The sequence below is a fragment of the Coleofasciculus sp. G2-EDA-02 genome (assembly GCF_040226375.1).
GTDB lineage: Bacteria > Cyanobacteriota > Cyanobacteriia > Cyanobacteriales > Coleofasciculaceae > Coleofasciculus.
On the sequence record NZ_JAVKEW010000250.1, the window covers coordinates 1 to 19072 of the forward strand.

Here is a 19072-nt window from a genome sequence, read left to right on the forward strand (position 1 = left end):
AGGCAGATACATAAAACCAAGTTAAACTTGCTTGAAGTAAGGCTTGAGCCGGATGAGTGCGAAAGTCTCATGTCCGGTTCTTAGGGGAGGGAACAGAGGTGACTCTCAAACCTTACCCGACCGTAGACGCTGATGTCTCTAGCTCTACTTCAGAAACTCGTCAGCGCAAGCAAACGGGAAGCATGAAGCAACTAGGACAAGCGAAGCGTCAGAAACACAAACCTATTGGTCTGGTTGTAGAAACCCAGACCTCAACGAAGTAGGTCTGGGTAGTTCATGAACTTGCAACTTCAGTCACGTCCCCCGGAGCAATTGTATTGAGCACGTCACGAACATCTGGCATCAAAGGAATTAAATCAGGGAGCCTATTGCTAGATGGGCGCACTCATCAAGCAGGATTCGCATAAGCTGTCAGCATTTCCTTAGCCAATTCAAGGGCTGCGATCGCTTGCTCTGGGGGTTCTTGTTCAATCTGATGTCATAGGTTCCTACAATATTTTACGAAAAGCATTCCCAAATGCGTTTAACCGCTATGGGATAGAGAGGTGCGTAGTTCACCCAAGGAGAATTAATCTCTCAAAGTAAAAGCGAAGGGAATTTCTGCAATGAAATGAAGTCTGTCTATATTTGACTATACTTTTACCAACTATAAACCCATGACTTCTATTCACTTAAGTGGAATCTATATCTACCCGATTAAGTCAGCAGGCGGGATAGCGCTGGAAGAGGCTCAAGTGAGCGATCGCGGTTTACAATATGACAGACGCTGGATGCTAGTGGATGAGCAGGGTAAGTTTCTCACCCAGCGTCAATTTCCTTCCATGGCGCTGATTCAGGTGCGGTTCGGGGAGGGTGGGTTAGTCGTGGAAGCACCCAACCAGCCCAGCTTATCCATTCCCCTAGACTATGAAAGTAACCATCGCCTCCGGGTGCAAGTTTGGAATGATATCTGTCCAGCGATACCATTAGATCAACAGTTCAGTCAGTGGTTTAGCGAGTTTCTCCACATTCCCTGTCAGCTAGTTTATATGCCAGAGGACTCCATCCGCCCGATTAATCCGAATTATGCTGCTCCCGGCGAACCCGTCAGTTTTGCCGATGGATTTCCCTTTTTGCTGATTTCCCAAGCCTCGTTGCAAGACTTAAACCAACGGTTAGAACAGCCTGTTCCCATGAATCGATTCCGCCCCAATCTTGTCGTTTCTGGCTGTGAAGCATTTGCCGAAGACAGTTGGCGTCACATTCGCATCGGTTCAATTCCCTTTCGCGTGGTTAAACCTTGTTCTAGATGTACAATTACCACGGTGGATCAATCTCAGGGTATACGAGGTAAAGAACCGTTAGCGACATTGGCAAACTATCGCCTACGGAATGGGAAAATCTTTTTTGGGCAAAACGTGATTCAAGAACAGTTGGGAACACTGCGGATAGGGGATGAGGTTAAAATTAAGAGTTTTGGTGCATGATTGTACTTAGTCTTTAGGGGATAAAGCTTGTCACTTTTTATGCTACATCTTGAAGTGCGAAGCCTAGGTCAATCTTAGAGAGCAATCCCCAATTTATTAATATTTGTTAAAATAAAGATAAAACCTTCGACAAACGAAGAAAAACGTTAATGTCTAGCGCTGAAACAATAACCCGCTCCCCTCAACAAGCCCCATCCTGGCAAATCAAGCTACTCTACGATGGTGAGTGTCCCTTGTGTCTACGAGAAGTTCACTTTCTCCAGCAACGGGATGGGGGTAGAGGATTAGTGGAATTTGTCGATATTGCCGATGAATCCTATAATCCGGAAGACCATAGCGGGATTGATTATGAAACGGCAATGGGACGCATTCATGGGATATTGCCAGATGGTAAAATCATCAAAGATATTGAAGTATTTCGTACTGTCTACGAGATTCTAGGGATGGGTTGGATTTATGCGCCAACTCGCCTACCTATCCTCAATATTTTAGCCAATCAGATTTATACTATCTGGGCAAACTTACGCCTCAAACTGACAGGACGCCCCAGTCTAGCCACCTTAGTTGCCCAACGTCAACAGCGTTTAGATTGCCCAGATGATCAAAAATGTCGCCTAGAACGTTAATCAAGAAATTATTTAGAGACGTGCCATGACAGGTTTGTTATTGGCTAGGAGCGGGTTCTTTGTACTAGAATTTAGGACTGAATACTGACTTTATCGTCCAAGATAGTCGGTCGTTTCTCTTCCAGGCATAGTCTGCTAGGTTTGAAAAATTGATCCTCTGTTCCCTTTGAATATTTTGCAGTCCCGAAAAAACCTGAATCTACTCCTGCTACTGGTATGGATTGCTATTGGTGCGGCTTTGCGCTTCACCAATCTTACCCTGAAGTCCCCTTGGACAGATGAGTTTGCGACGCTGGTGTTTAGCTTGGGCAATAGTTTTCAGGCTGTACCCCTAGATGAAGCGATTTCTTTAGAGACGCTGTTGCATCCTCTAAAACCTAACCCCGAAGTTGGCGTGGGAGTAGTTTGGCATCATCTGTTAACTGAGGATCACCATCCGCCACTTTATTTCATGCTCGCCCATGGGTGGATGCAGTTATTTCCCACTTCAGGAGAGTATATCTCACTTTGGGCGGCGCGATCGCTCCCGGCTTTTTTTGGTGTTCTCTCTATCCCTGGGATGTATGGATTCGGCTGGTTGGCGTTTCGTTCCCAGGTTGTGGCGCAATTCGCCGCCGCGATGATGGCGCTGTCTCCTTTTGGGATTTATTTGGCACAGGAAGCCCGTCATTATACGTTAGGTATTATTTGGGTGATTGCTTCCCTTTGTTGCTTAGTCGTGGCGGTACAGCATCTCAAACGCCGAACACCTTTACCCATTGGGGTGGTATTGGCTTGGGTTCTGGTGAATAGTTTCGGTATCGCTACCCACTATTTTTTTAGTTTGACCCTTTTTGCTGAAGGAATTGCCCTGATGGGATTGGGGTTGTGGCATTATCGTCTTAGGTGGAAACGAGGGATAGCAGAGGGAGCTGGGGGAGCTGGGGGAGCTGGGGGAGCTGAGGGAGCAGAGGGAGCTGGGGGAGCTGAGGGAGCTGGGGGAGCTGAGGGAGCAGACGGAGCTGGGGGAGCAGAAATTACATTTAAAGCTTATCCGAGTAGTATTGGCAATACTAGATTATCTAGTGGTAGGGAAACCTCCGGTGGGTCATACCTAGAGAAGACGTCAGCCCCAAAATCTTTGAATGGGTGGCGGATTTTGGCGGCGGCGATGGGAACAGGGGTTGGTGGTTTGGTGTGGATACCTGTGTTACAGGGAGGGTATGAACCCCAGATGGCGGATTGGATGATGCTGAACCCTGAAAGTTTGTTGAGTTGGATTAATCCGATTTTTCAGACGTTGGCGGCTTGGATTACCATGGTGTCGCTGTTACCTGTGGAATCGTCGTCATTGGGGGTTGTGCTGGCGTCTGGGGTGGTAATGATGGGGTTCTTTATCTGGGTAATTCCCTTTGTCTATCGGGGGGGTAAAACCCTGGTACGACAGGCACAAACGCGCTGGGAGACTGGGGTTTTAGCGGGGTTTGTCTTGAGTGCGATCGCGCTATTTTTTGCGATAACTTATATTCTAGGCAAAGACTTGACCAGAGGCGCACGATATCACTTTGTTTATTTTCCGGCTGTCATCCTCTTAGTCGCCGCCGCGTTAGCGGTGATATGGAAAATATCTCAAAAATTCCCCAACCTTTCCCCTTGGCGAAACCGGGGTCAAATCCTCGTCGTGATGGTGGGAATAATGGGACTATTGAGTGGGATTACAGTAGTCAATAACTTAGGGTATCAAAAATATTACCGTCCTGACCTTTTCGTGCCAATTATTCAGCCAGCCTCCCCTTTACCCGTTCTCATTGCGACTACCCATAATACCTTAGTGCAAACGGGGGAAATAATGGGAATTGCTTGGGAGTTGAGGAATCATAACTCATCTGCTATTAATAATCCTCAATTTCTCCTGGCTCATCAAAACCAATATCGCTGTCAAGGGTTAACCTGTCCCGCCTCAATAACTCTTAAACAAACACTCGCCCAAATGCCACGCCCTCTAGATATATGGCTAGTTAACTTTAAAGCGACAGTAGCCGATCTGCCTAACTGTTCTGCTGAAGATTCTTCTGAGTATCAGGTAGGGGTGGATGGTTATAATTATCAACTGTATCACTGCTTTGCCGATAATTATGAAGGTTCCTCAGCGTCAGAGTTGCCGTAATGCCATCTGTAGGGGTGGGTTTAACCGATAACTGAGCTAAACCTGCCCCAAGATGTAGGATAAATTTGGGGTTGAGGGGAACCGTTTGGTTGAATGGTGGGGCAGGGTGGGTTTTGTCGAACAGTTATTATTTTCTCTGTTAATTTTGTTCCTAAACCCACCCCTACACGGGATATTATGCCCTGATATTATATTTTTATATTAACCTTAAACCCGACAAAAAAACTAGCCAATTTTCACCGCGATCGCACGCCAAAAATGTAGGGGCGGGTTTAGGGACAATTTGTAGGGGCGGGTTTAGGGACAATTTGTAGGGGCGGGTTTAGGGACTCAATTAGATAGTCACCTCAAAATGAACAACGAAACCCGCCCTCCCCACCTCAAAATGAACAACGAAACCCGCCCTCCCCACCTCAAAATGAACAACAAAACCCGCCCTGATCCCAGCCCTAATTTATTGCAAATTTTTTATTGTTTTTTTGTCCAACGTTCAATCAAGAATTTCAGTCGATTTAATCAGGTGCATTCCCGCATCAGCAAACCGTTGAAACGCAGCATCAGCTTGTCCAGTAAAATCCGCCCCCCCAGGAACCACAACCGGAGAAGTACAATCGTCCAGTAAATAAACTTTCTCGGCTAACGTAGGATCTCTGGATTGAATTTCACCCAGCAAGTTATCAACTGTCCAAGCCACACAATGACTCTTTGCCTGACCAGCAATAATTAATCGGTCAAACTCTAACAATTTTTCCAGAAACGCTGTGTTCTTTTGGGCAATCGGTTGGTCATTCTGGTCGAAAAGAACTTCCGGCTGGAGAACCGAGTAATTTTCAGTCAGTGGATTACTACCTTTCATTTCAAAATGGGTCTGACTTTGGCGAGCAATATTATGAAATAAACAAACCTCTTCTACCGCAGAAACCAAAGCGTGACTAATTCCTCCCAGCATGGCATGGTAGGGCCAAATAATTAACGGATATTTGCTATCGCAATTGAGCGTCTTGGCATAATGCAGGGTATAATCTTGTAACCATTGATCATCACCCTGGCGAATCCGAGGGGCGACGGCTGAATTGATTTTCCAAACGCCTTTTTCTACATCGTCTATGGAGATATTAGTCATCGCGGGTGGATGTTCTCCAGCATCGTTAATCCAAAATATAGGATGAAAAATTTGCATAGCGGTATGGGTATCCATCGTCGCCGCAATTTCAGTGATGATTCCGAGATTGCGGTAGATAAATTCACACAGTCGCACGTTGTCATCAACGGCTCCCGTACCCGATTGACCGCCGACAAATAATTCAAATTCGGGAATACAAAATGTATTCTGAACATCGATTAGCAATAAACCAATCCGGGTTTCATCTTGATTGGCTGGCTTAAGATGATGCTGTTTTGCCCAAATTTTGGCTTGGTTGACGCGCTCTTGATAGGGAACACGCCAGACTTCTCCAACTTTATTGGGGCTGAAATGGGAGGGGATCGGGATTTGGGTATTAGTACTCATGATTAATCACGCTTATTCGCTAAAACTTCTAAAAACCATACTATTGGTTTTTTAATCACTCTCAAATTCTGCCTCAAGACTGAGATATTAAAGGGAGAATTACTGTTAACTTTTATAAGGCTTGACGATACTCTCTATCGAGGAAGAATAGTTTATGAAAGCTGCCGCAATTAATCAGTATGGTGGAGCTGAAGTCTTCCAACTTATAGACTTGCCAACTCCATCCATCAAAACCCATGAGATATTGGTCAAAATCCATGCTACTAGCGTTAATCCCATTGACTGGAAAACCAGACAGGGAATGTTGCAACTCTTAACTGGCTATCATTTTCCTATGGTTTTAGGATTTGATATTTCTGGGGAAGTTGTAGAAGTGGGAACGGCTGTGACTCGTTTTCAACCGGGAGACGAAATCTATGCCTGTCTGGATAATCTCACGGGTGGTGCTTATGCAGAGTATGCGGTTTTGTCGGCAAAAGCGGCTTGTGCAAAACCGGAAAAGCTCTGCTACAAAGAAGCGGCGGCTGTTCCCTTAGCCGGACTCACGGCGCTGCAAGCCTTGCGAGATCATGGAAAAATTAAGCAGGGATACAGCGTGCTGATTAACGGCGCATCTGGTGGTGTGGGTAGCTTGGCGGTACAAATTGCCAAGGCGTTTGAAACTCAGGTGACAGGGGTTTGTAGTGGCAGAAATAAGGAGTTTGTGAAAAATTTGGGCGCTGACCGAGTGATTGACTATACTCAGCAGGATTTTACTAAGGATACTGCTAAGTACGATATTATTTTCGATGTGGTCGGAAATCAATCCTTCTGGAGTTGCCAAGATTGTTTGCAACCTAACGGTGTCTATATCACCACTCACCCCTATCCGGTTAACTTCCTGGAGAGTTTTTTCACGGCTTTTCTTCCGGGGAAAAAAGCTAAAGTCGTGGTCATGAAATCCAATGGTTTGGATTTAAAGTCTCTCGAAGAACTGATTGACGCTCAGAAACTTCGCCCAGTCATTGCTCAAACCTATCCTCTCTCTGCTGTTGCTCAGGCGCATCAGGAGAGTGAAAAAGGTCATGTTGTTGGTAAGCTGGTGATTATGGTAGCGAGTTGAAATTTTTGACCTTTCATGACCTTCTAAGGAACCTGATGCGTGAGGGTGTAGGGGCTCACTTTGACGACTATCGTTTCTTACCTCACAAAAGATGTGACTAAACCCCCCTGACTAAGCACCCTGAGAAGGGCGGGTTTAGTCAAGTTATGGGTTTTGTGCCAAAATGTTAGCTGTAAAACCCGCCCCTACACTTGTACACCCTGAGAAGGGCGGGTTTAGTCAGGTTAGTGGTTGGTGTCAAAATGTTAGCTGTAAAACCCGCCCCTACACTTGTACACCCTGAGAAGGGCGGGTTTAGTCAGGTTGGTGGTTGGTGTCAAAATGTTAGCTGTAAAACCCGCCCCTACAGGTCGATCTGTGTAATTTTTTAGAGATTGTTAATCTTTGCTTAACTATGTTGGGCTATAACAGAACAAATCCTCGACTCTAGTAGAATTGCAGGAGATAGTCTTTGGGTAGTCTAGGCAAGAAGCGATTAGAAACAATTTGGGCGATCGCAGGATATGCGGCGGGTGGCGGTACGGCTTGTGCTGCACCAACTCCCTGTGCGGAGATACCGAAACAAGTCATCGTGGCGGCTTCTGATATTTTGATGTATACCACGATTTGGAAGATCTATTTTGAGGAGGATTTATCCCACAACGATCTTTTGGGAATGCTAACCGAATTGGGTTTAGTCACTCTTGTCGGGGCGGGAACGGCTTATGGGGTAGCCAGAGGGAGTACAGCCCTGCTCAAAGAAGTGTCTGATTGGGCGGCTGGACCTGCCGGTTGGGGTCTATGTGCGGCAATCACAGGTTCGCTTACGGGTATAGTGGGTATAGCCTGGGCAATGTATTGCGATCGCCGCTATTGTGCAAGACATCCTCTTCTGCAATCATCGTAGCCACGAAGCGTTCCAGATCAGCGCTGAAGCGCTTACTACAAACTTTCTACAAACTTTCTAAGACAACTTAGTGAGTAACCCTAAAAAGCTTTTTGTATTGGGTGTCAGCAGCGTGCGCCGATAGGCATCAGCCGCTTTCTTAATTCCTTCCGCTTGGGTTGGATAAGGATGAATCGCGCCACTGAGCTTACTCAACCCGACATTTCCCACAATCGCCGTTGTCACTTCACTAATCATCTCTCCTGCATGAGGAGCCACGATTGTCGCCCCCAAAATTTTATCTGAACCTTTCTGATGATGAATTTTGACAAATCCGTCCTCTTCCCCATCCGCGATCGCACGATCTACGGTATTAAATGGTATCTTAATTGTACTCACCTTCATTCCCTTTTCCTGAGCTTCATCTTCATACATGCCAACATGGGCAATTTCAGGGTCAGTATAAGTTACCCAAGGCATAACTAAATCACTGAGTTTAGAGCGCCCTAAACCAAAAGGAGAAAACAAGGTATTTTTAATCACAATTCGCGCCGCTGCATCCGCTGCATGGGTGAATTTCCATTTCATACAAATGTCACCGGCGGCATAAATATGGCGATTGGTTGTTTGTAGATAATCATTAACTTTTATCCCTTTGCTATGGTATTCTACGCCAACAGCGTCTAAATTTAACCCTTCTACATTTGGCGCACGCCCTGCACCCACTAAAATTTCATCAACAATCGTGGACTCATCCTGACCATTACAGGTATAGTGCAGTAACTTCCCCTCATCCATCTTGACTGCCCGTTTCATCTGACAATCTAAGACTAAGCGAATGCCTTCCTTTTCAAACTTATGCTGCACAATTTCTGCGGCATCAGTATCTTCTTTATTTAAAATGTGAGAATGGCGATGGAAAAGAATCACCTCACAGCCTAAACGACGGAATGCCTGCGCCAATTCACACCCAATTGGTCCCCCACCAATTACCGCAAGCCGCTTGGGGCGTTCGGTTAAAGAAAAGACAGTTTCATTGGTCAGAAATCCTGCCTCTTCTATGCCCTCAATGGGGGGTCGTACAGCCCTAGCCCCTGTCGTAATCACCGCTTTCTTAAACCGCAAAATCTTATCACCAACGGCAATTGTATTGGAACTTTGGAACGACCCTTCTCCTAAGAAAACATCAATATTATAGGTTTGTTTAAATCGTTTGGCTGAATCATGATGACTAATTCGAGCCCGTAGCTTCCGCATCCGTGCCATGACTGCTGGAAAATCAATATCAATGTGTTCAGGAGGACGAATCCCAAATTCTTCAGCTTGTCGCATTTGGGCGACAACACGGGATGAGCGAATAAGACATTTAGATGGCACACATCCGACATTCAAGCAATCCCCACCCATAAGATGGCGTTCAATTAAGGCAACTTTTAAACCAATATCCATCCCAGCGGCACCGGCGGCGGTGACTAATCCCGCCGTTCCTGCACCAATTACTACGAGATCATAACGCTCAGCGGGTTTTGGATTAACCCAATCGGGTGGATGCACATGGGAAACCAATTGCTGGTTATATTCATCCATTGGGGGGACAATTACTCTCTCAGATGTTGATGTCATTAGTTACTCCTTAATTAATAGTGATTGGGGATTAGGGAAACGGTGATTTTTTTATTCTCTCACTTTGAGTAGGGCGGGTTTAGTTACTTAGGGGTGACAAAAAAAGATAGTTGTAAAACCCGCCCCTACACCCTGACAACTTGGTAGGGGCGGGTTTAGTTACATCTGGGTGGCAATAAAAGGATAGTTGTGAAACCCGCCCCTACTTATTGGAAACGCTTTTATCTAGAACAGGATCATCAGAGACTTTTTCATCTAACGCTTTTCTGGCAACTTTAGTAACATATAAGGTTACAGCGACAGTGGCGATAAATCCAATAATCCGAATCGTCCATTGTACCGCCGGATTAGTGGGTTGCGATTGTGTCCCCACCATTGCCAGACTACCCGCCAAAGAACCAATATAAACATACATAATGGTTCCAGGAATCATACCAACAGAACCCAAAAAGTAGTCTTTCAACGAAACCCCCGTTAACCCATAAGCGTAGTTCAATAAGTTAAAAGGAAACACGGGCGACAATCGGGTTAAAAGAACAATTTTAAATCCTTCCCCACCCACCGCCTCGTCAATCGCTTTAAATTTTTTGTTCCCAGCAATTTTCTGCGCTACCCAACCCCTCGCCAAATACCGCCCCACGAGGAAGGCGGCGGTTGCTCCCAGGGTGGCGCCAATGAATACATAGATAGAACCTAAAACGACGCCAAAGACAACACCCGCACCTAGGGTGAGGATGGAACCAGGTAGGAATGCTACCGTGGCAATAATATAGAGAATGATAAACGCGATCGCACCAACCGAACCAAGGTCTTGAATCCATTGCAAGGCGTTGCGTAACCAGGCTTGGGGATTGAATCCTGAACCCATTGCTGATTCCTGGGCGAAGGCGGGATCTGTGGCAATAAGTAATGTTGTACCAACCGCCAGTAGCGTGAATACCGCTAACTTCAATAGCTTTCTCAGGTTTCGGGGACGGAATTGGTGTTTCATCCAGTTAGCTCTCCTCAGTTTACCTCTTCTGGTTCATGCGCCACTGTAGGTGCATCGTTATGATCATCCTAAGCTGATACTCTGAGAATTCCCTGAAAATAGACGAAATAAATAATGAATAATTAATTATAAATCTGAATCGCCTATCGTCAAAATGGACTTGAGTTAATTAGAGAAGAGTAGGGGCGGGTTTAGGGATTAACCTGTGGAATTAACCAATAAATGTTGTACAAAACCCGCCCTACCCCAGCTCATCATCAGATGTCTGAGCTTACTGACAAAGGTGCCAGATATCAGCCAATGACAAAGGACATAAGACAAATGACCAATGACGATATTAACTTATTCACACCCGTTCAAATCGGCGCTTATGAATTGCCCAATCGCATGGTGATGGCGCCCTTAACCCGGATGCGTGCAGGTGAGGGAAACGTACCCAGAGAAATAAATGCCACCTATTATGCCCAGCGTACCTCTGCGGGATTAATTATTTCTGAAGCCACTCAAGTTTCTCAGCAGGGACACGGATACGCTTATAGCCCAGGAATCCACTCACCCGAACAAGTGGAAGGCTGGAAGTTGGTTACTCAGGCGGTGCATGAGAGTGGGGGACGTATGTTCCTACAACTGTGGCACGTCGGGCGCATTTCCCACCCCTCAATGCAGCCGAATGGTGAGCTTCCCGTTGCACCGAGTGCGATCGCGCCTGAAGGGATGGCGAGTACCTATAGTGGCGAGCAACCCTTTGTCACCCCTCGTGCTTTGGAAACCGAGGAAATTCCCACAATTGTGGAACAATATCGCCAAGGAGCAAAAAATGCTTTAGCGGCTGGATTTGATGGGGTAGAAATTCACAGTGCTAACGGTTATTTGCTCGATCAATTCCTCCATGATGGATCAAATAAACGCACGGATCAATATGGCGGATCAATTGAAAATCGCGCTCGTTTACTCATGGAAGTTACCGAAGCTGTAGTCAGGGTTTGGGGTGCGGATAAAGTGGGGATTCGCCTCTCGCCTGGTGGAACGTTTAACAATATGTCTGACTCCAACCCAGAAGCCTTGTTTAACTATGTGATTTCCCAACTCAATCCTTTTAATTTAGCCTATCTCCACATGATTGAACCGAGAATCAAAGGGAATGAGACGGTGGAAGATGAGGGTAAGGGATTGGGGGTGCGTCATTTTCGTCCTATTTACAACGGAACCTTAATTACAGCAGGTGGTTATAACCGCGAGACAGGAAACGCTGTGATCAAGGAAGGAGAGGCGGATTTAGTGGCGTATGGTAGGCTGTTTATTGCCAATCCTGACTTGCCCAAGCGGTTTGAGGTGAATGCTCCCCTGAACGCCTATAACCGCTCTACCTTTTATGGAGGTGACGAGCATGGATATACTGATTATCCGTTCTTAGAGGAGTCTCGGCAAGCTAGTTAATCAAGAGCGCGATCGCATTTGGGTAACCAGACGTGCCATGTAACCAGACGTGCCATGTAACCAGACGTGCCATGTAACCAGACGTGCCATGGCACGTCTCTACATTGCTCCCCCTACTCCCCCCTCCACCAGACTTATTCAGCAAGCCCTATCTCTTGGAGCGGTAACAAAGGCGCGATCGTGTTCTGCTTTCTGCAAGTCTCAAGCCTAAGCCAGACTTCTATACTTGGAATAGAGAGTACAGAAATCTTTACAATAATAGCTATGGCTCCCAATCCCAAAATAATGAATAGCGTCGAGCAGCTTGGCTATCGTGTCACCGTGGGTGATGTAGCCGCTAAGGCGGGATTAAATATCAATTTAGCCGAACAAGGACTACTGGCGCTAGCATCCGATGCAGGTGGACATTTGCAAGTCGCCGAGTCAGGTGAAATTGCCTACCTGTTTCCCAAGAACTTTCGGACAATCCTGCGAAACAAATTCATCCGGTTGCGATTGCAGGAATGGTGGGCAAAAACTTGGCGTGTTCTATTCTACCTGATTCGGATTTCCTTCGGGCTTCTACTCTTACTCTCAATTGTCCTAATTTTTCTCGCCATTTCGATTATCTTCATCAGTATCAGTTCCAGCAGCGATAATGATTCGGGTGGTGGCAGTAACGGTGGTTCTAATCGAGGCGGTGGCATGATTTTTATGCCCCACTTCTGGATTGGGCCCGATATGTTTTGGTTTTTTGACCCGGGTTACGAACGCCATCGACAACGGCGCACCTCCTGGAATTCTAATCAAAGTCAGCAGATGAATTTTCTGGAGGCAATTTTCTCGTTTTTGTTTGGTGATGGCAATCCCAATGCCGATTTGGAAGAACGTCGTTGGCAAGAAATTGGCACAGTGATTCGTAATTCTGGCGGTGCCGTTACAGCGGAACAGATTGCTCCTTATCTTGATGATATTGGCACAGGATATCAACGGGAGTATGAAGACTATATGTTACCCGTTCTCAGCCGTTTCAATGGGCGTCCGGAAGTCAGTCCCGATGGAGAGATTATCTATCACTTCCCCGACTTACAGACAACAGCGCAACAGCAGCATCCTCAGCCTGTTCCATCTTACCTGCAAGAACAGCCTTGGCGCTTTAGTGCTGCCACGAGTGGGCAAATTATGCTGGCAATTGGTTTAGGGGGAGTGAATATTATCGGTGCTTTCATGCTGGGTTCTCTGTTAAGAGGCGAAATTGCTGCCGAGATAGGAGGATTGGTTGCTTTTGTCGCGTCAATTTACTGGTTTTTACTGGGTTACGGGATTGGGTTTTTAGCGATTCCTCTGATTCGTTATTTCTGGATTCAACAGAAAAATAGTAAAATCGCCGCCCGGAATCAGAAACGACAGCAGGAAGCATTAGCACTGGCTCAACCCGATGCCGATTTACAGAAAAAGCTGGTTTATGCCCAACAGTTTGCGGCGCAAAATGTAATTGGGCAAGAGGATTTGGTGTATACCAGTGAACAGGATTTACTGGATCAAAATTTGCAACGCAAAGACCAAATTGATGCCGAGTGGCAACGCCGTTTAGATTCAGGTTCTTAGGTAGCTAGAGCTGATTTTGTTGTTCACTTATAGCACGACGAAGATACGTTAGGACATCAGTTAATCTGAAGTTCCCCCAGCCAAAAAATCAAAACTGCCTCACCGTGCGGCTTTCCGCGATTTTTGACGCGCCCTACATGGGTTCAATCGCGCTCAACCTTGATGTAGCGTGGGTTTCCGTCGATCTCTTGTCTACTGCAAAAATAGCGCGATCGCACTATTTTTGCAAGGGCTACATGGGTACGTTTTTTGAGGGGTTGAGCGCTCAAACTACTACGGGATAAGGCTTGACGCTGGGTATAGTACATCCGCACGGGGGGAACTTCAGGTTAACAGCACTGACGCCTGGACAAAAAACTGGCGTAGACGTGGCAAAAGAGGTGGGCGGAGTTGTAGGTAGTTTTCTGACTTCCATGTTCACCAATAGTATCAGTAATGCAAAGGAGAACCAGCAACAAAATCTAGGTGTTTGGAATCCCATAACACAAAATAAAACTGAGATTTTGGGCGATTACAATCTTCAGTTGCAACAGCCCGCATTTGGTTTACCCAGACCTAGTTTTTTTGAAACACTAGATGCTGCAATAAATAAGCCCCAGGGAACCACAGCGCAATGGGCACAACAGGGACTTCAAGGAGTGCTCAGCAAACCACATCTTCAAGCCGCCGAAATTACGAAGATCCAAAATTATATAATAGCAATCAACAATGGCACATACGTTGGAGCTGTACCCGATAATTTAATTTATGCGCTAGAGCAACTTTTACCATACTCAATACGAGTCATAGCTCCCAACGGACAGATGGCACACTATGGAAATCTACCAGTCGTTACCTTGTTGTTAGTTCCAAAGCCAAATGAACACTATAGATACGCCAGCTAAAATATTTTCCAAGCGACAGACATGAGATACCGTGCGATCACTTGCCTCGTAGGTTGGGTAGAGCGAAGCGAAACCCAACCTACATTGCTACATTGCTACATTGCCAACATCTGGAGGGAATTGAATTTTGCCATCCGCCCCCCACACCTCACCCACCGCCACCAACTCGGAAGCGATTTGAGCGATTAAAAGCATAACCCAACAATATCACCGTGCGCCCTTCCAAACAGCAGCGTGGTGCGCCCAAAACCAAAAACGCGCTTAACCCCAGCGAGACGGTGCAACTATGGGATAACAGGAGTGCGATCGCCCTGAGCGCATATTGGTAAGAGGGCACATCATCCCAAAACCGATGGGAGAATTGGCAAGGGTGATCGATAAAGGTGCGATCGCGCTGATTGAAAAAAATCATAACATCCCCGACAGGGCGCATATCCCCAAGTCTGTGGGAGAATTGGCAAGGGTGGCATAAATGGAGTGCGATCGCCCTTGGAAAAGCATAACGTCCCCGACAGGGCGCATCATCCCAAAGCCGATGGGAGAATTGGCAAGGGTGATAGATAAAGGTGCGATTCGCGCTTATAGAAAAAAATCATAACATCCCCGACAGGGCGTATATCCCAAAGTTGGTGGGAGAATTGATAAGGGTGGCTTAACCCTCTTCTGTCACTTTCCGGTTTCTCGTATGATTAGTAATTCCCAAAAACAAGGTATGCTGAGTGATGCGGAGTTGGGCAATCGCATTTTGACCAATTTAGCACCTTCGAGAATTTATACTCAGAAAAAACTGCGCGATCGCTTGCTCTGTCTATGCTCTAGGATTCAGAAAATGCAAGGCTTTTCGGAGAGTGACAGAAGAGGGATAAACAGGTGTGCGATCCCTGTTTGGGAGAGGTTGAGGGGCGAAAGAGCAATTCGCGCTTATAGAAAAAAATCATAACATCCCCGCCAGGGCGTATATCCCCAAGTTGGTGGGAGAATTGATAAGAGTGGCATAAATGGAGTGCGATCGCGCTTGGGTTAGGTTGAAGGGAAAAAGTGCGATCGCATGGATTTGGTTTGAGTGCGATCGCTCTCCTCGGCTACAATAAAACCAACGTTTTGTTCTGGAGGTACTTTTCCTGACAGAACCTTTAGATAATGCTGCCATTGCAGAACTAAACCCAAGCGATCGGTAATATTGTTGTCCGATTTCCCCTGCTTCATTGTCAAGACTGTTGGGTTGAGGGAGGAGAGTGCGATCGCGTTTGGGTGAGGTTGAAGGGAAAAAGTGCGATCGCGATCGTCTATAAAGTCAACTATATCATTGGGCGCACGTCGGTTGACAAAGGGCGCACGTCGGTGCGCCCCTACAGGCGGACATATTTTCATAAGGTGAAAGTATACCAGAAAAAAGGCGCGATCGCATGGATTTGGTTATGAGTGCGATCGCCTTTGGGTTGGGTTGAAGGCAGATTGTGCGATCGCTGTTTGGTTTAGGTTGAGGGAAGATAGTGCGATCGCACTCTTGATGAATTTCCAGTTACAATAACTCTTAAAGACGCTTGCGTCATGTCAAATTATCCATCTGTCTATGCCAGCCAAGGATATTTTTCACAACACCGTCCGATTAGCCCTAGAAAAAGATGGCTGGGTAATCACCGATGATCCTTTACACCTGAAAGTTGGTGGAACAGAAATGTATATAGACTTAGCCGCAGAACGATTAATTGCTGCCCATAAAAATGGTCAAAAGATAGCCGTTGAAATCAAAAGTTTTTTGCGAGAATCGGAACTAACTGAATTTCACTTAGCCCTTGGTCAATTTCTGAACTATCGCTTGGCATTAAAGCAAAAATTACCCAATTTTGTTTTATACCTAGCCCTTCCTACAGATACTTATAATACCTTATTTTGTCGCCCATTCATTCAGGACGCTATCAAAGAATATCAACTAAAACTACTAATTTTTGACCCCAGTAAACAGGAGATTTCAGCATGGAAAGCTTAAACATACAGGAGATTGTCCAGAAAATCATCAAAGCGCACGCTATCAATCTTAAAGATGATCAGACAGAAGTCCAACTCATTTTTGATAATGAGCGTAATCATTACCTAATGATGGTGGTGGGTTGGTATGACCAACGACGGGAATATGAGAGCCTAATTCATATTGATATCAAAGATAACAAAATATGGATTCAGAGTGATGGAACTGAAATAGGAGTAGCCAAGGAATTGGTTGAAGCCGGAATTCCACGACAGGATATAGTTTTAGGATATAAGTCTCCCTTTAAACGGCAATTTACTGAATATGCTCACCTGTAATCTGTAGAAGGAGTTGCACGCCAATAGCCCATACTTTGGTAGAACCCACTCAGTACCAGAGTCATGTCGTGCTATTGGCAATGGATTTGCCATTATTCAACAGAACCGAAACCCCATCTACAGGCGGACACATTTTCATAAGGTGAAACTATACCATAAAAAAACGCGCTGTCACTGATGTTCGCATTCCTCGTCCCTATAAACAGTCAGCGTAACAATTTTATAACTGGTTGATTTCCCCCATCGAAGCTGAATTACAAGCCCAAAAAATTAATAATCGTTGGGTTTCCTTGCGTTTTCCCAACCTACTCGTTACTCGCTATACATCCCCACCCAAAAAGGGGAAATCATCTTAATCTTTCCCCTTTTTGCGGTACTTTTTCTTGAGTTACGGAACCTGAGAAATAGTTGCCTGTTGATAATAGTGATTCAAAATCTGTTGATAGTTAACACCCTGTTGCGCTAAATTATGCGCTCCCCATTGACTTAAACCTAATCCATGACCATACCCGCGACCACTGATTTGAAAACTGCCACCCATATTACTCACTCTAAACAGTGTACTTTTCAGTCCCAGCGCCTTACGCATATCATTGCCACTAACCCGCTTACTACCGCCCGTTCCTTTTACTAGCATGGTCACAATCCGCCCATGGGGAGTCGTGCGTTCTGGTGTCATAGATGTGACACGCCCAACCCCACCAATCCGGCGTCCCAATTCGCCACCCGAAAAGGTTTGAGTCCACTGAAAGACAGGCGCTCCCACATCATAATCGGGAACCCCTCGTAGGTATGCTAGAGGTTGACTCCAAATATCTTCTACATTTTCTGTATGTCCACCCGAAGAGGAATGGAAAACGGCTAGAATTACATTACCCCCGTAAGTCATGATCTGTCCGGCTGTGGCATTGACGGCGGCGTGAGTGCTTTCGGCTTCACTTTCGAGTCCTTTGTAAACTTGCCACTTGACCGTATCACCGACATCGTAGATGCTATTCCCTGATTCAGCTCGTTTATAGAGGGCGTAGGTACGAGCTGCAACAGCTTGAGCTTTTAGGGCTTCTTGGGGCCAACTCGGACTCATTTCTGAGCCGATAACGCTGTAGAGATATTGCTCGAAGTCAACGTGATTAACCACCGTTAATCGCCCACCTGTCGCCACTAATTGAGTCCGTCCCCGATACCAGCGATCGCCTATCCAAACCATACCATCCTCAGTTGGTTCAATCCACAGCGATCCTGAACTCCAGCTACCCAAACTAACTCGACTTCCTCCAGATTGAGCATTAAAGCCATTCATGGGTGCGAGTTCTCCCACAGGCTGACCGGCGCTATCGCGAACAATCGCTTTGGTTGAACTTCCCACCTTAACGCGACTGACTCCCTCTTCAATCGCCACCCGCAATTCCGTTACGGCTTGGGCGGGACTGACTAAGATCATCCACAATAAAAAAGAGAGCCACCAATGACGCCTAACAGAGCAACTCATTATCCTGAGCATCTTTACCATAATGAAGGGAAAACGTCTAGATGTCATCTGTAAAACTTCCTCACACGAAGACTATTCTCGGTTTCATAATTAACAGAGATTGAATTGCCAACATTGGCAGTAGCTAGATTATTGCGCTCCCGATGCTCGAATCCTGCAATCCGCCCAATAAATTTTTCTCTTGCTACCATTACATCCCGTAAAAAGATTGACAGGCATATTTTTAACATGTTTCTTGCTCATCGGCTAGTGCGAGGCGATCCCAACGGTATAATCTCCTGTCGAGGAAATCTCGCCCGTCCCATTTCCTATTGCCTAGAGTCCTATTCCCGGTTCTGTGTTCCCTGTTCCCTATTTTCAAATGATTGACAAACCCAACGAGTTAATTCCCACTCAAGAGCAACCTCTGGTTGAACCCAAGATTCTCCAGCAACTCTCACAAGAGGTCATGCTTTCCCCGTCTTATTTAGTGTTAATGGGCATGTCTGGCATTTTGTCAGCCATTGCCTTGCTGACTAATTCGATTCCAATTCTGATTGGTTCGATGATTATTGCACCGGCGTTTCTACCGCTATCATTGATCGCATTTGCCTTAGTTGCAGGTCAACCCAGGCTGGCGTTACGCGGTTTCACTGTTGCTCTAGTGGGACTATTTGTGGCGACAATTTTAGCTATGGGAACTGTATGGCTATTCAATACCAGCACGATTTTACCCTCTCATGACAATCTTCTGGATAAACCCCTATTGGAAGAACGGGTAGAACCCGGTTGGTACAGTGTTGTGGTGGCTTTGGCTGCAGGTGTGTCTGGGACAATTGCTTTAGTAAAGCAGAAAGTCGATACATTGGTGGGAACGGTTGCGGCTTTAGCATTAGTTCCCGCTGCAGCGGCGGCTGCGATCGCCTTTATGTCCGACGATCCTCTCCGAGGTGTTGGTGGCTTAGAGTTGCTGGCGATTAATGTTGGGTTAATTATCTTAGCGGGCATAATTACGGTGCTGCTGATCGGATCTGAGCCGTCAAGTTAAAGTCAGGGATTA

Annotated in this window: 19 protein-coding genes and 1 pseudogene; 13 read left to right on the forward strand and 7 right to left on the reverse strand. The window is 46.1% G+C overall.

The window, feature by feature from the left end; translation table 11 throughout:
• Positions 1-98: 98 nt before the first annotated feature.
• The gene (locus RLO19_RS28950; protein WP_446360941.1) at positions 99-263 is read left to right on the forward strand and encodes a hypothetical protein; all 165 of its coding nucleotides are present in this window, start codon (positions 99-101) and stop codon (positions 261-263) included.
• A gap of 125 nt (positions 264-388) precedes the next feature.
• Here the strand turns inward: RLO19_RS28950 and RLO19_RS28955 are convergent.
• Positions 389-454: pseudogene (locus RLO19_RS28955) on the reverse strand (DUF433 domain-containing protein); the annotation flags it as partial.
• A 202-nt stretch (positions 455-656) separates the two neighbouring features.
• Here RLO19_RS28955 and RLO19_RS28960 point away from each other — a divergent pair.
• The 3 genes from RLO19_RS28960 (at position 657) to RLO19_RS28970 (ending at position 4238) form a co-directional block, all read left to right on the forward strand.
• Positions 657-1466 carry an MOSC domain-containing protein gene (locus tag RLO19_RS28960; protein ID WP_446360943.1) on the forward strand — a complete coding sequence of 270 codons (810 nt, stop codon included), beginning with the start codon at positions 657-659 and terminating at the stop codon, positions 1464-1466.
• A gap of 149 nt (positions 1467-1615) precedes the next feature.
• Positions 1616-2092: a thiol-disulfide oxidoreductase DCC family protein gene (locus RLO19_RS28965; RefSeq protein WP_446360945.1), complete on the forward strand. Its 477-nt coding sequence runs from the start codon at positions 1616-1618 to the stop codon at positions 2090-2092.
• Between the two features lie 175 nt (positions 2093-2267).
• Positions 2268-4238 carry a glycosyltransferase family 39 protein gene (locus tag RLO19_RS28970; protein ID WP_446360947.1) on the forward strand — a complete coding sequence of 657 codons (1971 nt, stop codon included), beginning with the start codon at positions 2268-2270 and terminating at the stop codon, positions 4236-4238.
• Positions 4239-4728: 490 nt separating this feature from the next.
• Here RLO19_RS28970 and RLO19_RS28975 read toward each other — a convergent pair whose 3' ends face one another.
• The gene (locus tag RLO19_RS28975; protein WP_446360949.1) at positions 4729-5748 is read right to left on the reverse strand and encodes an isochorismatase; all 1020 of its coding nucleotides are present in this window, start codon (positions 5746-5748) and stop codon (positions 4729-4731) included.
• Between the two features lie 154 nt (positions 5749-5902).
• On the opposite strand from RLO19_RS28975, the gene RLO19_RS28980 reads away from it, so the two are divergent.
• Both RLO19_RS28980 and RLO19_RS28985 read left to right on the forward strand, forming a co-directional pair.
• Positions 5903-6850, forward strand: coding sequence for an NAD(P)-dependent alcohol dehydrogenase (locus tag RLO19_RS28980; RefSeq protein WP_446360951.1), 948 nt, complete (start codon positions 5903-5905; stop codon positions 6848-6850).
• Between the two features lie 451 nt (positions 6851-7301).
• Positions 7302-7736, forward strand: a complete 435-nt coding sequence (locus RLO19_RS28985; RefSeq protein ID WP_446360953.1) for a hypothetical protein — start codon at positions 7302-7304, stop codon at positions 7734-7736.
• A 57-nt stretch (positions 7737-7793) separates the two neighbouring features.
• Here the strand turns inward: RLO19_RS28985 and RLO19_RS28990 are convergent, their stop codons facing one another.
• Positions 7794-9338, reverse strand: a complete 1545-nt coding sequence (locus RLO19_RS28990; RefSeq protein ID WP_446360955.1) for a mercuric reductase — start codon at positions 9336-9338, stop codon at positions 7794-7796.
• 202 nt (positions 9339-9540) lie between these two features.
• A complete protein-coding gene (locus RLO19_RS28995) occupies positions 9541-10329 on the reverse strand; it encodes a TVP38/TMEM64 family protein (protein WP_446360957.1) in 789 nt (262 codons plus the stop codon).
• A 321-nt stretch (positions 10330-10650) separates the two neighbouring features.
• Between RLO19_RS28995 and RLO19_RS29000 the strand changes: the two genes are divergently transcribed.
• From RLO19_RS29000 to RLO19_RS29015, 4 genes are all read left to right on the forward strand, one after another.
• Positions 10651-11766 carry an alkene reductase gene (locus RLO19_RS29000; RefSeq protein WP_446360959.1) on the forward strand — a complete coding sequence of 372 codons (1116 nt, stop codon included), beginning with the start codon at positions 10651-10653 and terminating at the stop codon, positions 11764-11766.
• Between the two features lie 88 nt (positions 11767-11854).
• Positions 11855-11977: a hypothetical protein gene (locus tag RLO19_RS29005; RefSeq protein WP_446360961.1), complete on the forward strand. Its 123-nt coding sequence runs from the start codon at positions 11855-11857 to the stop codon at positions 11975-11977.
• A 53-nt stretch (positions 11978-12030) separates the two neighbouring features.
• The gene (locus RLO19_RS29010) at positions 12031-13353 is read left to right on the forward strand and encodes a hypothetical protein (RefSeq protein WP_446360963.1); all 1323 of its coding nucleotides are present in this window, start codon (positions 12031-12033) and stop codon (positions 13351-13353) included.
• Positions 13354-13721: 368 nt separating this feature from the next.
• Positions 13722-14237: a hypothetical protein gene (locus tag RLO19_RS29015; protein WP_446360965.1), complete on the forward strand. Its 516-nt coding sequence runs from the start codon at positions 13722-13724 to the stop codon at positions 14235-14237.
• 148 nt (positions 14238-14385) lie between these two features.
• Here the strand turns inward: RLO19_RS29015 and RLO19_RS29020 are convergent, their stop codons facing one another.
• Complete coding sequence (locus RLO19_RS29020) at positions 14386-14649, reverse strand: hypothetical protein (RefSeq protein ID WP_446360967.1); 264 nt, start codon at positions 14647-14649, stop codon at positions 14386-14388.
• Between the two features lie 608 nt (positions 14650-15257).
• Positions 15258-15608 carry a hypothetical protein gene (locus RLO19_RS29025; RefSeq protein ID WP_446360968.1) on the reverse strand — a complete coding sequence of 117 codons (351 nt, stop codon included), beginning with the start codon at positions 15606-15608 and terminating at the stop codon, positions 15258-15260.
• 202 nt (positions 15609-15810) lie between these two features.
• Here RLO19_RS29025 and RLO19_RS29030 point away from each other — a divergent pair, with 202 nt between their 5' ends.
• Together RLO19_RS29030 and RLO19_RS29035 are read left to right on the forward strand one after the other, a co-directional pair.
• Positions 15811-16227 (forward strand): XisH family protein, encoded by a 417-nt coding sequence (locus RLO19_RS29030; RefSeq protein ID WP_446360970.1) that lies wholly within the window; start codon positions 15811-15813, stop codon positions 16225-16227.
• A complete protein-coding gene (locus RLO19_RS29035) occupies positions 16215-16544 on the forward strand; it encodes an element excision factor XisI family protein (RefSeq protein WP_446360972.1) in 330 nt (109 codons plus the stop codon). Before RLO19_RS29030 ends, RLO19_RS29035 begins: the two co-directional genes overlap by 13 nt.
• Before the next feature lie 388 nt (positions 16545-16932).
• Here the strand turns inward: RLO19_RS29035 and RLO19_RS29040 are convergent, their stop codons facing one another.
• Positions 16933-18033: a SpoIID/LytB domain-containing protein gene (locus RLO19_RS29040; RefSeq protein WP_446360974.1), complete on the reverse strand. Its 1101-nt coding sequence runs from the start codon at positions 18031-18033 to the stop codon at positions 16933-16935.
• Between the two features lie 361 nt (positions 18034-18394).
• Here RLO19_RS29040 and RLO19_RS29045 point away from each other — a divergent pair, with 361 nt between their 5' ends.
• A complete protein-coding gene (locus tag RLO19_RS29045) occupies positions 18395-19060 on the forward strand; it encodes a DUF389 domain-containing protein (RefSeq protein ID WP_446360976.1) in 666 nt (221 codons plus the stop codon).
• Positions 19061-19072: the final 12 nt, after the last annotated feature.

Excerpts from the sequence above, each read along its gene's own strand:
- RLO19_RS28975 (WP_446360949.1), bottom strand. The coding sequence starts at position 5,748 with ATGAGTACTAATACCCAAATCCCGATCCCCTCCCATTTCAGCCCCAAT.
- RLO19_RS29010 (WP_446360963.1), top strand. The coding sequence starts at position 12,031 with ATGGCTCCCAATCCCAAAATAATGAATAGCGTCGAGCAGCTTGGCTAT.
- RLO19_RS28990 (WP_446360955.1), bottom strand. The coding sequence starts at position 9,338 with ATGACATCAACATCTGAGAGAGTAATTGTCCCCCCAATGGATGAATAT.
- RLO19_RS29045 (WP_446360976.1), top strand. The coding sequence starts at position 18,395 with ATGATTGACAAACCCAACGAGTTAATTCCCACTCAAGAGCAACCTCTG.
- RLO19_RS29030 (WP_446360970.1), top strand. The coding sequence starts at position 15,811 with ATGCCAGCCAAGGATATTTTTCACAACACCGTCCGATTAGCCCTAGAA.
- RLO19_RS29035 (WP_446360972.1), top strand. The coding sequence starts at position 16,215 with ATGGAAAGCTTAAACATACAGGAGATTGTCCAGAAAATCATCAAAGCG.
- RLO19_RS29040 (WP_446360974.1), bottom strand. The coding sequence starts at position 18,033 with ATGAGTTGCTCTGTTAGGCGTCATTGGTGGCTCTCTTTTTTATTGTGG.
- RLO19_RS29020 (WP_446360967.1), bottom strand. The coding sequence starts at position 14,649 with ATGATTTTTTTCAATCAGCGCGATCGCACCTTTATCGATCACCCTTGC.
- RLO19_RS28980 (WP_446360951.1), top strand. The coding sequence starts at position 5,903 with ATGAAAGCTGCCGCAATTAATCAGTATGGTGGAGCTGAAGTCTTCCAA.
- RLO19_RS29000 (WP_446360959.1), top strand. The coding sequence starts at position 10,651 with ATGACCAATGACGATATTAACTTATTCACACCCGTTCAAATCGGCGCT.
- RLO19_RS29025 (WP_446360968.1), bottom strand. The coding sequence starts at position 15,608 with ATGAAAATATGTCCGCCTGTAGGGGCGCACCGACGTGCGCCCTTTGTC.
- RLO19_RS28960 (WP_446360943.1), top strand. The coding sequence starts at position 657 with ATGACTTCTATTCACTTAAGTGGAATCTATATCTACCCGATTAAGTCA.
- RLO19_RS29005 (WP_446360961.1), top strand. The coding sequence starts at position 11,855 with ATGGCACGTCTCTACATTGCTCCCCCTACTCCCCCCTCCACCAGACTT.
- RLO19_RS28965 (WP_446360945.1), top strand. The coding sequence starts at position 1,616 with ATGTCTAGCGCTGAAACAATAACCCGCTCCCCTCAACAAGCCCCATCC.
- RLO19_RS28995 (WP_446360957.1), bottom strand. The coding sequence starts at position 10,329 with ATGAAACACCAATTCCGTCCCCGAAACCTGAGAAAGCTATTGAAGTTA.